Origin of the sequence: Halomonas sp. JS92-SW72, from assembly GCF_003547075.1 — a bacterium.
Taxonomy (GTDB): Bacteria; Pseudomonadota; Gammaproteobacteria; order Pseudomonadales; family Halomonadaceae; genus Halomonas; species Halomonas alkalicola.
This window is the reverse complement of sequence record NZ_CP032147.1, coordinates 40881-55686: the sequence shown is the minus strand read 5'-3', so window position 1 is coordinate 55686 and position 14806 is coordinate 40881. Positions and strand designations below refer to the sequence as shown.

Annotated in this window: 15 protein-coding genes; 14 read left to right on the top strand and 1 reads right to left on the bottom strand. The window is 69.1% G+C overall.

From position 1 onward, the window contains the following. The first annotated feature begins 10 nt into the window (after window positions 1–10). From purF to D1793_RS00235, 5 genes are all read left to right on the top strand, one after another. Window positions 11–1531 carry an amidophosphoribosyltransferase gene (gene purF / locus D1793_RS00255; protein ID WP_119020365.1) on the top strand — a complete coding sequence of 507 codons (1521 nt, stop codon included), beginning with the start codon at window positions 11–13 and terminating at the stop codon, window positions 1529–1531. After that, on the top strand, window positions 1524–2735 hold the full coding sequence (locus tag D1793_RS00250; protein WP_240407743.1) for an O-succinylhomoserine sulfhydrylase: 1212 nt from the start codon (window positions 1524–1526) through the stop codon (window positions 2733–2735). Before purF ends, D1793_RS00250 begins: the two co-directional genes overlap by 8 nt. A gap of 139 nt (window positions 2736–2874) precedes the next feature. Beyond that, on the top strand, window positions 2875–3558 hold the full coding sequence (locus D1793_RS00245) for a type 1 glutamine amidotransferase domain-containing protein (RefSeq protein ID WP_119020364.1): 684 nt from the start codon (window positions 2875–2877) through the stop codon (window positions 3556–3558). Window positions 3559–3658: 100 nt separating this feature from the next. Continuing rightward, a complete protein-coding gene (locus D1793_RS00240; protein WP_119020363.1) occupies window positions 3659–4213 on the top strand; it encodes a cytochrome b in 555 nt (184 codons plus the stop codon). Window positions 4214–4263: 50 nt separating this feature from the next. Continuing rightward, a complete protein-coding gene (locus D1793_RS00235) occupies window positions 4264–4848 on the top strand; it encodes a YceI family protein (protein ID WP_119020362.1) in 585 nt (194 codons plus the stop codon). Between the two features lie 118 nt (window positions 4849–4966). On the opposite strand, the gene D1793_RS00230 is transcribed toward D1793_RS00235, so the two are convergent. Continuing rightward, on the bottom strand, window positions 4967–5761 hold the full coding sequence (locus tag D1793_RS00230; protein ID WP_119020361.1) for a 2OG-Fe dioxygenase family protein: 795 nt from the start codon (window positions 5759–5761) through the stop codon (window positions 4967–4969). A 280-nt stretch (window positions 5762–6041) separates the two neighbouring features. Here D1793_RS00230 and D1793_RS00225 point away from each other — a divergent pair, with 280 nt between their 5' ends. The 9 genes from D1793_RS00225 to D1793_RS00185 all read left to right on the top strand — a co-directional run bounded on the left by D1793_RS00225 (window position 6042) and on the right by D1793_RS00185 (window position 14776). Continuing rightward, a complete protein-coding gene (locus D1793_RS00225; RefSeq protein ID WP_119020360.1) occupies window positions 6042–7874 on the top strand; it encodes a GGDEF domain-containing phosphodiesterase in 1833 nt (610 codons plus the stop codon). Window positions 7875–7989: 115 nt separating this feature from the next. Further along, window positions 7990–9294: an MATE family efflux transporter gene (locus D1793_RS00220; protein WP_119023514.1), complete on the top strand. Its 1305-nt coding sequence runs from the start codon at window positions 7990–7992 to the stop codon at window positions 9292–9294. A gap of 123 nt (window positions 9295–9417) precedes the next feature. Continuing rightward, a complete protein-coding gene (gene mobA / locus D1793_RS00215; protein WP_119020359.1) occupies window positions 9418–10014 on the top strand; it encodes a molybdenum cofactor guanylyltransferase MobA in 597 nt (198 codons plus the stop codon). Beyond that, window positions 10011–10643, top strand: coding sequence for a molybdopterin-guanine dinucleotide biosynthesis protein B (mobB, locus tag D1793_RS00210; RefSeq protein ID WP_119020358.1), 633 nt, complete (start codon window positions 10011–10013; stop codon window positions 10641–10643). Before mobA ends, mobB begins: the two co-directional genes overlap by 4 nt. Then, window positions 10640–11944, top strand: coding sequence for a gephyrin-like molybdotransferase Glp (glp, locus tag D1793_RS00205; RefSeq protein ID WP_119020357.1), 1305 nt, complete (start codon window positions 10640–10642; stop codon window positions 11942–11944). Before mobB ends, glp begins: the two co-directional genes overlap by 4 nt. 10 nt (window positions 11945–11954) lie before the next feature. Further along, window positions 11955–12800 (top strand): cyclic pyranopterin monophosphate synthase MoaC, encoded by an 846-nt coding sequence (moaC, locus tag D1793_RS00200; protein WP_119020356.1) that lies wholly within the window; start codon window positions 11955–11957, stop codon window positions 12798–12800. A gap of 18 nt (window positions 12801–12818) precedes the next feature. Beyond that, complete coding sequence (moaE, locus tag D1793_RS00195) at window positions 12819–13268, top strand: molybdopterin synthase catalytic subunit MoaE (protein ID WP_119023513.1); 450 nt, start codon at window positions 12819–12821, stop codon at window positions 13266–13268. Between the two features lie 36 nt (window positions 13269–13304). Beyond that, on the top strand, window positions 13305–14297 hold the full coding sequence (moaA, locus tag D1793_RS00190; protein ID WP_119023512.1) for a GTP 3',8-cyclase MoaA: 993 nt from the start codon (window positions 13305–13307) through the stop codon (window positions 14295–14297). A 188-nt stretch (window positions 14298–14485) separates the two neighbouring features. Beyond that, on the top strand, window positions 14486–14776 hold the full coding sequence (locus D1793_RS00185; RefSeq protein WP_119020355.1) for a hypothetical protein: 291 nt from the start codon (window positions 14486–14488) through the stop codon (window positions 14774–14776). The last annotated feature ends 30 nt before the right edge of the window (window positions 14777–14806 follow it).

The following is a 14806-nucleotide window of genomic DNA, read 5'->3' as shown; positions in this document are numbered from 1 at the left end:
GTAAGGTGGAATGTGCGGTATCGTGGGCCTTCTGGCCAAGCAGGCGGTGAACCAGGGCATCTATGACGCCCTGACGGTGCTTCAGCATCGCGGACAGGACGCCGCCGGCATGATGACCTGGCATGAGGGCCGCTTCCTGCTGCGCAAGAGCAACGGGCTGGTGCGGGACGTCTTCCACACCCGCCACATGGCCCGCCTCAAGGGCAACCTGGGCATCGGCCACGTGCGCTATCCCACCGCCGGCTCCTCCAGCGAGGCGGAGTCCCAACCCTTCTACGTCAACTCCCCCTACGGCATCGCGCTTGCCCACAACGGCAATCTCACCAACTCCGACCAGCTCAAGCAGGAGCTCTTCACCTCGGACCTGCGCCATATCAACACCAGCTCCGACTCCGAGGTGCTGCTCAACGTCTTCGCCCATGAGCTCGGCAAGCAGGGCCTGCACCTGGCGCCGGGTGACATCTTCGACGCCGTGCGCCGGGTGCACCGCCGCTGCCGGGGCGGCTACGCCGCGGTGGCGATCATCAACGGCGTGGGCCTGGTGGCCTTCCGCGACCCCAACGGCATCCGCCCGGTGGTCTTCGGCACCCGCGACGAGGGGCAGGGCCAGGAGGTGATGATCGCCTCGGAGTCGGTGGCGCTGGACGTCGGCGGCTTCGAGCTGCACCGCGACCTGGCGCCCGGCGAGGCGATCTTCGTCGACATGGCCGGCGAGATCCACACCCAGCAGTGCGCCGACGCGCCGCGCCTGGCCTCCTGCATCTTCGAGCACGTCTACCTGGCGCGCCCCGACTCCATCCTCGACGGCGCCTATGTCTACGGCACCCGCATGGAGATGGGGCGCAAGCTCGGCGACCGCATCCAGAGCGAGTGGCCCGAGCACGACATCGACGTGGTGATCCCGATTCCCGACACCTCGCGCACCTCGGCCCTGGAGCTCGCCCAGCACCTGGGGGTGACCTACCGCGAGGGGTTCATGAAGAACCGCTATATCGGGCGCACCTTCATCATGCCCGGCCAGACCCAGCGCAAGAAGTCCGTGCGCCAGAAGCTCAACGCCATCGGCGTGGAGTTCAAGGGCAAGAACGTGCTGCTGGTGGACGACTCCATCGTGCGCGGCACCACCTGCAAGCAGATCATCCAGATGGCCCGGGAGGCCGGCGCCAACAAGGTCTACTTCGCCTCCGCCGCGCCGCCGGTGCGCTACCCCAACGTCTACGGTATCGACATGCCGGCGGCCAGCGAGCTGATCGCCCACGGGCGCAGCGAGGCCGAGGTGGGGGAGCTGATCGGCGCCGATCGCATCTTCTACCAGGACCTCGAGGACCTGAAGACCGCCTGTCGCGAGGTGAACCCCAACCTCGACGCCTTCGACTGCTCGGTGTTTGACGGCAACTACGTCACCGGCGACATCGACGCCGCCTACCTGGCCGACCTCGAGGCCTCGCGCAGCGACGATGCCAAGCAGCAGCAGAGCGCCGGCGACCACGCCCTGGTCGGCGTGCACAACCAGGACGACATCGATGACTGAGGCCCCCATGGATCCGCACGCATCCCCCGAACAGGAGTGGGCGCTGGCGACCCTGGCCATCCGCGCCGGTCACGAGCGCACCCATGAGCAGGAGCACGCCGAGCCGATCTTCCCGACCTCGAGCTTCGTCTACGAGAGCGCGGCCGAGGCGGCGGCCAAGTTCGCCGGCGAGGTCCCGGGCAACATCTACTCGCGTTTCACCAACCCCACGGTGCGCACCTTCGAGCAGCGCCTGGCGGCGCTGGAGGGCGGCGAGCGCTGCGTGGCCACCAGCTCCGGCATGGCCGCGATCCTCTCCACCGCCCTGGCGCTGCTGTCGGCCGGCGACGAGATCGTCGCCTCGCGCTCGCTGTTCGGCTCCACGGTGAGCCTGTTCGACAAGTACCTGGGCAAGCTCGGCGTCACCACCCGCTACGTGGAGCTCGCCGACCTCGCCGCCTGGGAGGCGGCGATGACGCCGGCCACGAAGCTGCTGTTCGCCGAGACGCCGTCGAATCCGCTTTCCGAGCTGGTCGATATCGCGGCGCTCGCCGAGATCGCCCATCGCCACGATGCGCTGCTCGCCATCGACAACTGCTTCCTGACCCCGGCCCTGCAGCGCCCCCTGGACCTCGGCGCCGACCTGGTGATCCACTCCGCCACCAAGTACCTGGACGGGCAGGGCAGGGCGATCGGCGGCGCCGTGGTAGGGCGCGAGGCCGAGCTCGAGGAGGTGTTCGGGGTGGTGCGCACCTGCGGCCCCTGCCTGAGCCCCTTCAACGCCTGGATCTTCACCAAGGGGCTCGAGACCCTGGCCCTGCGCATGAAGGCCCACTGCGAGAATGCGAAGGCCCTGGCCGAGTGGCTCGAGGCGCACCCGGCGGTGGCGCGGGTCCACTACAGCGGTCTCGAGAGCCACCCGCAGCACGCCCTGGCCGCCCGCCAGCAGCAGGGCTTCGGCGCGGTGCTGGGCTTCGAAGTCAGGGGTGGCCGCGAGGCGGCCTGGTCGGTGATCGACGCCACCCGGCTGCTCTCCATCACCGGCAACCTGGGGGATGTGAAGACCACCATCACCCACCCGGCCACCACCACCCACGCCCGGCTCTCGCCGGAGCAGAAGGCCGCCGCCGGCATCGCGGAGGGGCTGGTCCGCGTCGCGGTGGGCCTGGAGGCGATCGACGATATCCGCGCCGACCTCGCCCGGGGCCTCGACGCCCTGGCCTGAGCCATGCCGCACGTGGCACCGCTCGACGCCCGTCCCGCCCTCGGCGGGGCGGGCGTTGTCGTCTTCGCCCTTGAACTCTCGCCGGTCGGGGCCATCTCATCAGGGCACGCACTCATTCTGGCGCCCAAGGAGGGCAACGATGAAGATCCTGATGGTACTCACCTCTCACGACCGCATGGGCGATACCGGCCACGCGACCGGCTTCTGGCTGGAGGAGTTCGCCGCCCCCTACTACGTGTTCAAGGATGCCGGCGCCGAGATCACCCTGGCCTCGCCGAAGGGCGGCCAGCCCCCGGTGGACCCCAACTCCCTGGCCGAGGAGGCGCTCACCGAGGAGACGCGCCGCTTCGAGGCGGATGACGCCGCCAAGGCCCAGCTGGCCGCCACGCGGCCCCTCGCCGAGGTGGCGCTCGACGACTTCGACGCGCTCTTCTTCCCGGGCGGCCACGGCCCGCTCTGGGACCTCACCGACAATGGCGACGTCAAGCGCCTGATCGAGGCGTTCCTGGCCGCCGATCGGCCGGTGGGAGCGGTCTGCCATGCCCCCACGGTGCTGCTGCAGGCGCGCACCCCAGCCGGCGAGCCGCTGGTCAAGGGGCGGCGCGTCACCGGCTTCGCCAACAGCGAGGAGGAGGCCGTGGGGCTCACCGCCGTGGTGCCACACCTGCTCGAGGATGCCCTGAAGGCGCAGGGCGCCGACTACCAGCGCAGCGCCGACGACTTCGCCCCTTTCCAGCTTCGCGATGGTCTCCTGGTGACCGGCCAGAACCCGGCCTCCAGCGCGCCCACTGCGCAACTTCTGCTCGAGGTGATAGCCAGCTAACGGTTCTTTCGAATGGTTGGTTCGGCTTTTTTCAGCGGATGCTGATGATGCACTGCGGTAAGCTGGTACGACTTTCGACTAGGCACGAGGACACCACGCCATGTGGCGCAATACCCGTACCGGCTGGGGCATCGTCAGCATCACCCTGCACTGGCTCAGCGCCGTGACCATCGTGGGCCTCTTCGCGCTGGGCTGGTGGATGACCGGGCTCGGGTATTTCGATGCCTGGTACAACCTCGCCCCCTGGTGGCATCGCTCCATCGGCATGCTGCTGCTGTTCGCCACCCTGCTGCGCCTCGCCTGGCGCTTCATGAACCCCACGCCGGCGGCCCACGGTGGCCGGCTCGAGCGCCTGGCCGCCCATCTGGGCCACGTGCTGATCTACGTGCTGCTGCTGGTGGTGCTGGTCAGCGGCTACCTGATCTCCACGGCGCGGGGCCGCGGCATCAGCGTATTCGACTGGTTCGAGGTGCCGGCGCTGATCAGCCGCCTGCCCAACCAGGAGACCATCGCCGGTGAGATCCACTGGTATGCCGCCGTGGCGCTGATGGTACTGGCCGCGGGCCACGTGCTGGCCGCCTTCAAGCATCATGTCCTGGATCGCCAGGATACCCTGACCCGCATGCTCAACCCGGCGCGTTCCCGCCGCCCCTGAGCCGCGTTCAACCCCGCAAGACACATCGTCAATCGACAAGGAGAGTGACCATGTTCAAGAAGACCGCCCTCGCCGCCGCCCTCGGTGCCGTTGCCCTGGTGGGCGCAAGCCAGGCCCAGGCCGCCGACTACGTGGTGGATACCGAAGGCCAGCACGCCTTCGTGCAGTTCAAGATCAACCATCTCGGCTACTCCTACATCCTCGGCAACTTCGAGTCCTTCACCGGCCAGTTCCACTACGACGCGGACAACCTCGAGGCGTCCAGCGTCGAGATGGAAGTGGACGTGACCAGCCTGAACACTAACCACGCCGAGCGTGACCGTCACTTCCTCTCCGACGACTTCCTCAGCGCCGGCACCTACCCGACCGCCACCTTCGTCTCCACCGGCTTCGAGCCGAGCGGCGACAACGAAGGCACCCTGACCGGCGAGCTCACCCTCAAGGGCGAGACCCGCGAGATCGAGATGCCGGTGACCCTGATGGGCGAGGGTGAGGACCCCTGGGGCAGCTACCGCGCCGGCTTCGAGGGCAGCACCATGCTGACCCTGGGCGACTTCGGCATCGACATGAGCGCCTTCCCGGAAGTGATGCATGAGCTCGAGCTCTACGTCACCTTCGAGGGCGTGCGCCAGTAAGGCGACTCGGCGGCCAGGCCAGGCTCCCTCGCGACCCGGCCAGCAAAGCGACCCCCCGGGCCAGTGCCCGGGGGGTCGACGTTTACGGGGAGCGGCCCGATCGGTCCGGACCGTTGGTTCAGCGCGACTCGTTGAGCACGGCGTCGGGGAAGTGACGGCGCAGGATGCGGTTCTGGAAGCCGTCGACGAACCGGCTGTTGATGATGATGATGAAGCGCTCGAAGGGCGCGCTGGGGTCCAGCTGACTGATGCCGTCCACGCTGTGGAAGAGACGATCGTCGCGCAGGTGCAGGATGTCGCCCGGGGCCAGAGTGATATCGGTCAGCGGTCGGGTGCCGGCCTTGTCGGCATAGAGATGATTCTCTGCGCCGGTGACGTTGTCGCGGTTCATCACCAGGATGCTCAGCGCCTTGCAGCCATCGGCATGTATTCCCTGCCCCTGCAGCGGGTCGACCTGCCCCTCGCCGCGCACCCCGGTGATCTGCATCAGGATCGGCTCGCGAGGCCCGATCCCCCACAGGTGGGCCCAGGCACGGACGAAGGCCCTGACGTCGGGCCGGGACAGGAACGCGTCTGTCAGCGGCTCGTAGTAACGCAGCCGGTCGGCCATGCTCTCGGCGTCGTTGAAGGCGCCGCCCTGCGCCATGGGGCACTCCCCCATTACCCCCACACTTCCCAGGTCATCGAGGCACAACCAGGACATGCGCTTCCAGCGCCGGTTGACGTAGGGGTCGCGGGGCAGGTCCGCCAGGAAGGTCTGCCAAGCCGCCAGGTCGATTCGTTGACGAATGTCGGTGAGGCTCCAGTCGCGCATCTCCAGGTCCCGTGTGACATCGGGGTTCCAGTAGTCGCTCAGCGGATTGGCGGGCATGGAGGTCAGGTCGTAGCCATGCTTGAGGGTGTCGAGTTTCATCGGTCGTTCTCCTTGGGGTGGGCGGAATTGCCCGGTGTTGCCGGCCCTATGGCCGCTCAACGGTGAAGCTGTGCAACGCTGTGCAATCAAATGATGACTTCCTGTTTCATTGTTTTGCGTTGAAGCTGCAAGTTTAGGTCGTGAATATCCATGAGGCGTCAAGTCGCCCGAAGGAGGGAGGTTCGTAGGAGATAAACGACAAAGCGGTGTAGGATGAAGGACGAAGACCCCGCAAGAGGCGCATGCAGCGCCCGTGTCGATCCCCCTTGGCGAGAGACGAATGATTGGACGAGATCGCCGCTTCCTGCGCTGGCTGAGGCACAGGCTGACGCAGCTGCTAGATCGGCTTCCCGAGAGGAGTCGATCCGCTGCTGTGGCCGGCGGCGAAGCCGAGGTGGTGCGCCGGCAGTATCTGGAGAGCGAGCAGCGTTTTCGCGCCCTGCTGGAGAGCCTGCCGAAGGTGGCGGTTCAGGGGTATGACCGGGATCGTCGGGTGATCTACTGGAATGACGCCAGCACCCGCCTGTATGGCTTCACCGCCGAGGAGGCCCAGGGGCGTCTGCTGGAGGATCTGATCATCCCCCCCTGGATGCGTGAGGGGGTCATCCAGGCCCATAGCGCCTGGGTGGAGGAGGGCCAGGAGATCCCCGCCGATGAGCTGGAGCTGCAGCACAGGAGCGGTGAGCTGGTGCCAGTCTTCTCACACCATGTGATGCTCAATGAGCACACCGCCGACCCGCTGATGTTCTGCGTGGACGTCGACCTCTCCGACCAGAAGCGTGCTCACAAGGAACTGGACTTCGCGACTCGCTTCGATCGCCTGACCCACCTGCTCAACCGCCATGGTTTCGAGGAGCAGCTGGACCAGTCGCTGGCGGAGTGTCGTCGTCAGGAGCGCTCCCTGGTGCTGGTCTACCTCGACCTCGACCACTTCGTGGAGATCAACGATGCGCTGGGATACGGCCAGGGGGACCAGCTACTGGTGGAGCTGGCCAATCGCCTGAACCGGGAGCGTCGCGGCACCGATATTATGTCTCGGGTCTCCAGCGACGAGTTCGTGATTGCCTTCCCGGGCATCCGTGATCCGGACGACATTCCCCGCCTGGTGCGCAAGGTGGAGGAGGTCATGAGGGCGCCTTTCCTCCTCGAGGAGCGCCGCTGCAAGCTGAGCGCCTGCCTCGGGGTCGCCATCTTCCCCGGTAACGGTGAAACGGCCGGCGAACTGATCCGCAACGCCGATGTCGCCAAGAACCGCGCCAAGCTCGCCGGTCAGGGGCAGGTGGTCTACTTCAATCAGCAGCTTCATGACGAGGTGCTCCACCAGCATCGTCTCTCCGACCGCCTGGAGCGTGCGCTGGAGTCGGGGGAGCTCGTTCTGTACTACCAGCCCCAGGTGTCGGCCTCAAGCGGCCAGGTCGAGAACCTTGAGGCCCTGCTGCGCTGGATACCGACGGAGGGGCCGGCCGTCTCGCCGGCCGAATTCATTCCCCTGGCCGAGCGCTCGGAGCTGATTCACCGCATCGGCGACTGGGTGCTGGAAGAGGCGTGTCGCCAGCGGGCCCGCTGGCTTGAGGCCGGCCTCGGACTGGAGCGCATCGACATCAATTTCTCAGGCCGACAGATCAAGCGACCCGGTGTCTTCGAGCACTTCGAGGCCTGCGTGGAACGTTACGGTCTGGGGCCCCGGGACATCGGCATCGAGCTCACCGAGAATGTCCTGATCGAAGCCGACGACACCACCTTGGCGGGGCTGCGCCGTCTCCACCATCGTGGTTTTCGCATCGCCATCGACGACTTCGGCACCGGCTACTCGTCGCTGAGCTATCTGAAGCTGTTCCCCGTCACCGCCCTGAAGATCGATCGCACCTTCGTGCGTGATGCGCCTAACCAGCCCGAGGATCGGGCGATCATGGAAGCCACGGTCTTCATCGGCCACCGGCTCGGGCTCGAGGTGGTGGCCGAAGGGGTGGAGAACCGTGAACAGCTCGAGCTGGTTCGGGAGATGCGCTGCGATCTGGTGCAGGGTTACTACTTTTTCCGACCCATGCCACCTGGAGAGATCGAGCGGCTGCTGATCGGCATGGTGCCTGGCATCGCCGACCTCTCGAGCTGAGAGTCCCCTCCCTTTTGCGTAGAATGCGGCGTCTCCTCCCGGCTCAGGATTTCCCGTGACGCAATCCCGCTCCTCCGACGCCCTGGGCGTGACCCTCTGGCGGCAGACCTGGCCCATGGCCATCGGCGTGCTGGCGCTGCTCGGCTTCCAGCTGGTGGATAGTGCCTTCATCGCCCGCCTGGGCACCGCGCCGCTGGCCGCCCAGTCCTTCACCTTTCCGCTCTCCTTCCTGATCATCGGCATCCAGGTGGGACTCGGCATCGCCATCGCGGCGCTGATCTCCCGGGCTCTGGGCGCCGGCCAAGAGGCCCGCGCCCGGCGGCTGGGCAGCCTGGTGCTGCTGATCGGCACCGCCACCATCGCGCTGCTGGCGCTGCTGCTGTGGGCGGTCCAGGCGCCGGTGTTCGGCCTGCTGGGTGCCGATGCGGCCACCCGCGAGCTGATCCGCGGCTACTGGGCGCCGCAGCTGCTGGCCGCCTGGCTGGGGGCGGGGCTCTACTTCGGCTACAGCCTGTTCCGCGCCCACGGCAATACCCGCCTGCCGGGCACCCTGATGGTGGTCACCAGCCTGGTCAACCTGGTGCTGGACCCGCTGCTGATCTTCGGCATCGGCCCCTGGGAGGGGCTGGGGCTGCCCGGAGCGGCCTGGGCCACGGTGGCCGCCTTCGGCGTGGGCCTTGTGGTGCTGGGGCGGCACCTTCGTCATACCGACTGGCTGTGCCGCGAGGGGCTGGGCCAGGAGATGCGCGAGTCGGCGCGCCCCTTCGCCGCCATCGCCGGCCCCGCCATGCTCAGCCAGCTGATGCCGCCGCTGGCCGCCATGCTGGCCATCACGGCGGTGGCGGGGCTCGGTGAGGCCTCGGTGGCAGCCTGGGGCCTGGCCAGCCGCCTGGAGACCCTCTCGCTGATGGTGGTGCTGGCCATGACCATGTCGCTGCCGCCCTGGCTCGGGCGCTGCTACGGCGCCGGCGACTGGGACCAGGTGCACCGCCTGCTGCGCCTGGCGCTCAGGGTGATCGTGGTGTGGCAACTGGGGCTTGGCCTGCTCATGGCCCTGGCCGCCCCCTGGGTGGCGCTGGCGCTCTCCGGCAACCCCGAGGTGCGCGACGACCTCGCCACCCTGATCCGCTTCCTGCTGCCCAGCTACGCGGCGCTGGGGGTGTGCATGATCGTGGTCTCGGCCGGCAACGCCCTGGGCTGGCCGCTGCGTGCCATGCTGATGTCCGCCGCCCGGCTGTTCCTCTTCTACCTGCCCTGCCTGTGGCTGGGCGCCCACCTCGGCGGCCTGCCGGGGCTCGCCGCCGGCGCCGCGGTAGGCAACCTGCTGGCTGGATTGGCCGCCTGGCGGGTGCTGCGGCGCATCCTGGCGAGCCCAAGGCGCCGCGCGACCCGGGAGGCCAGGCCCGCCGCCTCCCCTTGACCGCCTGACCCCCTGGCCGTTCGACCGCTTGACCGAGTCACGACAAGGGGTTACACGGCGGTGCAGCGTGGCACCCGGTGGCCGGCTCAGGCATCATGGGGGGAGACCACAGGAGGGGCCAAGATGACGCCAAACGAACTCACCGGGCTGATCCTGGCCGGCGGCCAGGGACGCCGCATGGGCGGCGTGGACAAGGGGCTGGTGGCCTTCCACGGCCGCCCCCTGGTGGCCCATGTGCGCGAGCGCCTGGCCGGCCGGGTCGCCGAGGTGCTGATCAACGCCAACCGCAGCCAGGCGGAGTACGCCGCCCTGGGGGATCGCGTCATCGAGGACGCCGAGGGCGGCTTCCAGGGCCCATTGATGGGCATCTACAGCGGGCTGCGCGCCGCCGCGACCCCCTGGCTGGTGGTGGTGCCCTGCGACACCCCCGCGCTGCCCGAGGAGCTGGTGGCGCGCCTGGTGGCGGGCCTGGGCGATGCCGATATCGCCGTGGCCTGCGACGGTGAGCGCCTGCACCCGGTGGTGGCGCTGATCCGCACGGCACTGGCCGATGACCTCGCCGCGGCACTGGCCGGCGGCGAGCGCAAGATCGACCGCTGGTACGCCCGCCACGCCTGGTGTCGCGTCGACTTCTCCGACTGCCCGGCGGCCTTCGCCAACCTCAATACCGACGACGAGAAGCAGCGCCTGGAAGCCCGCTTCGTGAGCCCCGACCCATGAGCGCGACCCACGACCCCAACCCGATATCGAGCGCTGCCCTGGCGCCGCTGCCGCTGGACGCCTCGCTGCCGCTGCTCGGCATCGCGGCGTGGAGCGGCACCGGCAAGACCACCCTGCTCGAGGCCCTGCTGCCGCGCCTGGCCGAGCGCGGCCTGCGGGTGGCGGTGATCAAGCACGCCCACCACACCTTCGACGTCGACCAGCCCGGCAAGGACAGTCATCGCCTGCGCCAGGCCGGTGCCGCCCCCATGCTGGTGGCCTCCCGGGAGCGCCTGGCGCTGATGATGGAGACCCCCGGCCAGCAGGAGCCCGACCTGGCAAGGCTGGTCGCGCTGGTGGCTACCCAGGCGCCGGACCTGGTGCTGGTGGAGGGCTTCAAGGCCTGGCCGCTGCCCAAGCTCGAACTGCATCGCCCGGCCCTGGGCAAGCCCCTGCGGGTGGCCGAGGACCCCTGGGTGAGGGCGGTGGCCTGTGATGCGCCCCTGGCGCTGCCCGAGGGCGTCGAGACCCTGGATCTCAACGACCTCGCCGCCCTGGCCGACTGGATCGCCGCCTGGCCGGCGCGCTGGCCCGAGGAGCGCCGGCCTCGCGCCTCGAGCCCAGTCCGCCAGGGGAGCGTCTCGACATGACTCTCTCCTGCTTCGAACTGGGCGAGCGCATGCTGGCCGTGGAGGAGGCCCGGGCGGCGGTGCTCGCCCTGGTGGCGGGGCCGCTGCCCGCCGAGGTCGTGCTCCTGGCGCGAGCCCACGGCCGGGTGCTGGCCGAGGACGCCATCTCGCCCATCGCGGTGCCCCAGAACACCAATTCCGCCATGGACGGCATCGCCCTGGCCTGGCCCGCCGCGCCCGGGGAGGCGAGCGGCGCCTCGGCACGCTTTCGCCGGGTCGTCGAACTCCACGCCGGCCAGGCGCCCGCCGGCCCGCTGGCCCCCGGCGAGTGCGCCGGCATCACCACCGGCGCGCCGCTGCCCCTCGGCGCCGACACCGTGATCATGCGCGAGCAGCTGGCGGACGAGCAGGGCGCCGATGGCACCCGCTGGGCCATCGTCGATCGGCCCGAGCGGGTCCGGCGTGGCCAGAACGTGCGCCGCGCCGGCGAGGACATCGCCCGCGGCGCCCTGGCGCTGGCCGCCGGCACTCGCCTGGCGGCCGCCGAGCTCGGCCTGCTGGCCTCGCTGGGGCTCGCCGAGGTGGCGGTGCATCGCCGCCCGCGGGTGGCGCTCTTCTCCACCGGCGACGAGGTCACCGCCCCCGGCCAGCCGCTGCCCGCGGCGGGCATCTTCGATGCCAACCGCTTCAGTCTGATGGCGCTGGCCGCTGAGCACGGCGCCGAGGTGCTCGATCTCGGCATCCTGCCCGACGACCGCGCCGTTATCGCCGCCGCCCTGGCGCGGGCCGCCGAGGAGGCGGACCTGGTGATCACCAGCGGCGGCGTCTCGGTGGGCGACGCCGACCACACCCGGGCGGCGCTCGCCGAGCAGGGCGAGCTCGGCTTCTGGAAGATCGCCATCCGACCAGGCCGCCCCCTGGCCTGCGGGCGCCTCGGTCCCCGGGGCGTGCCCTTCCTGGGCCTGCCCGGCAACCCGGTGGCGGCCATGGTCACCTTCCGCGAGTTCGCCGCCCCGCTGCTGGCCAGGTTGCAAGGTCAGCGGCAGGGTCAGCGGCAGGGCAGCGCGGCCGCGGCGCCTGAGCGACTCACGGCCCTGGCCGACCATGCGCTCGCCAGTCGCGTCGGGCGCGTCGACCTCTTGCGCGGCGTCTACCGCTGCGACGCCGACGGGCGGCTGCGGGTCGCCGTCACCGGCGCCCAGGGCTCCGGCATCCTCTCCTCCATGGTCCAGGCCAACTGCCTGATCGAGATCGCCGCCGAGCGCGCCGCCGTGGCCGCCGGCGAGGCGGTGACCATCCAACCCCTGTTCCGTTTTCCGTGAGGCATCGACCATGTTACTGACCCATCTCAACGCCCGCGGCGAGGCCCATATGGTCGACGTCGCCGACAAGCCGGAGAGCCGCCGCGAGGCCACTGCCTCCGGCCGCATCCGCATGCTGCCCGAGACCCTGGCGCTGCTCGCCGAGGGCGGCCTGCCCAAGGGCGACGTGCTGGCTACCGCGCGCATCGCCGGCATTCAGGCCGCCAAGCGCACTCACGAGCTGATCCCGCTCTGCCACGCCCTGGCGCTGTCGAAGGTGGCCATCGACTTCACTCTCAACGAGGCCGAGAGCTGCGTGGAGGTCTCTGCCACCTGCCGGCTCAACGGCCGCACCGGGGTGGAGATGGAGGCCCTCACCGCCGTCTCGGTGGCCTGCCTGACCCTCTACGACATGTGCAAGGCGGTGGACAAGGGCATGGAGATCGATGCCATCCGTCTCGACACCAAGACCGGCGGCAAGTCCGGCGACTATCGTCGCGGGCAGGCCCTGGGCGAGGGGCCGGGAGAGGGCGCCGTGGTCACCGGCGCCGAGGGCCCCATCGTCACCGGCGAGGGGCACGGCGGCCAGGTGGCGCTGGGCAGCCGCTGCGACATTGCCGCTCCCTGCATTCGCGTCAAGTGCCTGGCGGAGCTGCGCGAGCGCCTCGGCGTGGGCGAACTCTCGGTGCCGCTGACCGACCTGCCGCGGGCCGATGTCGCCGGCCTCAAGGCGGCCCTCACGACGCTGGATGCGCGCTTCGCCGGCCTCAATGAGGGGCGGGTGCTCTGCGCGGTCAACCAGGTGATGGCCGGCGACGATACCCCCCTCACCGATGAGGACGAGGTGGCCTTCTTCCCCCCCGTCACCGGAGGCTGAACGATGAACCCAGCCCAGATGATTCGCGTGCAGGAGGCTCCCTTCGATGCGGGGGCCGAACAGCACGCGCTGCTTGCCGGGCGCACCGATATCGGAGCGGTGGTCTGCTTCACCGGCCTGGTGCGCGACTTCAATGAACGCCCGCAGGTCACCGCCCTGACCCTCGAGCACTACCCCGGCATGACCGAGGCGGCCCTCGCGGCCATCGTCGACGAGGCGCGGGGTCGCTGGCCGCTGGACGGGGTGCGCGTGATCCACCGGATTGGACGCCTGGCCCCCGGAGACCCTATCGTGTTGGTAGCGGTGGCCAGCGCCCATCGACGGGCGGCCTTCGAGGCCTGTGATTTCATCATGGACTACCTCAAGACCCGCGCCCCCTTCTGGAAGAAGGAGCACGCCAGCGACGGCGACTACTGGGTCTCGGAGCGTCACTCCGACCACGAGGATGCCGGCCGCTGGACGACCTGATTCGCGCGACACGCATGAGGGACGACAATGACAACGCTGCCCCAGGCACTGATCGACGACTTCGGCAGGCGCGTACGCTACGTGCGCATCTCGGTCACCGACCGCTGCGATTTTCGCTGCGTCTACTGCATGAGCGAGGAGATGACCTTCCTGCCTCGCGCCCAGGTGCTGACCCTGGAGGAGCTCGCCCTGGTGGCCCGGGCCTTCGTGGAGCTCGGGGTGGAGAAGGTGCGCCTCACCGGCGGCGAGCCCCTGGTGCGGCGCGACATCGACCGGCTGGTGGCGCAGATCGGCACGCTGCCGGGGCTCAGGGACTTCGCCATGACCACCAACGGCGCGAGCCTGCCGAAGCTCGCCGGGCGGCTGCGCGAGGCGGGCCTGACCCGGCTCAATATCAGCCTGGACTCCCTGGACCCCGAGCGCTTCCGGGCCCTGACCCGCACCGGCGACCTCGCCCGGGTCATCGAGGGCATTCGCGCCGCGCGAGAGGCCGGCTTCTCGCGCATCAAGCTCAATGCGGTGATCCTCAAGGGGCGCAACGACGACGAGGTGATCGACCTGGTCGCCTTCGCCCGCGATGAAGGGCTCGATATCAGCTTTATCGAGGAGATGCCCCTGGGCGATGTCTCCGACCATCGCCGCGACGAGACCTACTGCTCCAGCGACGAGGTCCAGGCGCTGATCGAGACCCGCTACCCGCTGACCCCCACCACCGAGAGCACCCTCGGCCCCTCGCGCTATTTCCGCATGGCCGACAGCGACACCCGGGTGGGCTTCATCTCCCCCCACAGCCACAATTTCTGCGCCACCTGCAACCGCGTTCGGGTCACCGTGGAGGGGCGGCTGCTGCTCTGTCTCGGCAACGAGCACTCGGTGGACCTGCGCCGCGTGCTGCGCGCCCACCCCGGCAATATCGACGCCCTCAAGCGGGCCATCGTGGCGGCCATGCCCCTCAAGCCCGAGCGCCACCACTTCACCACCGACGGCGACGTCCAGGTGGTGCGCTTCATGAACATGACCGGCGGCTGACGCCTCCTGCCCGGCCGCCTTTGCGGCCTTTTTTCGCCGGCCTCTGGCCGACCAGGGCGGGCATTTATTGTCCGCTTTTCTCGATGTGGGCGTGCGGCTTTCCTTGCCAATCCAGCCATCATGCATATACTTTTCCTCTACACACACGCACAACCCGTCTCGTTTTATTCCGGTTCAGGAGGGGACCCATGTCCAGCGAATCCCTGGAGCGCATCGCTCGCAACAAGAACGTCGCTCGCGCCGCCGCTCGTCAGCTCAGCATGGAGCAGCTGCACAAGCTCTCCGAGGTGATCGTCGAGGTGATCGAGCAGAAGAAGGATGAGGAGCGCCAGCGCCAGGAGGAGGAACTCCAGAAGGAGCGCAAGCGCTCCGAGATCCTCGAGGCCATCAGCGAGGCGGGCCTCTCCGTCGACGACCTGGTGCTCGAGCCGCCGCGTCGCAAGCGTGGCCGTCCGCCGAAGAACGCCACCAAGGCGTGATGGATTCAGCTCCCATCGAAACGATAAAAA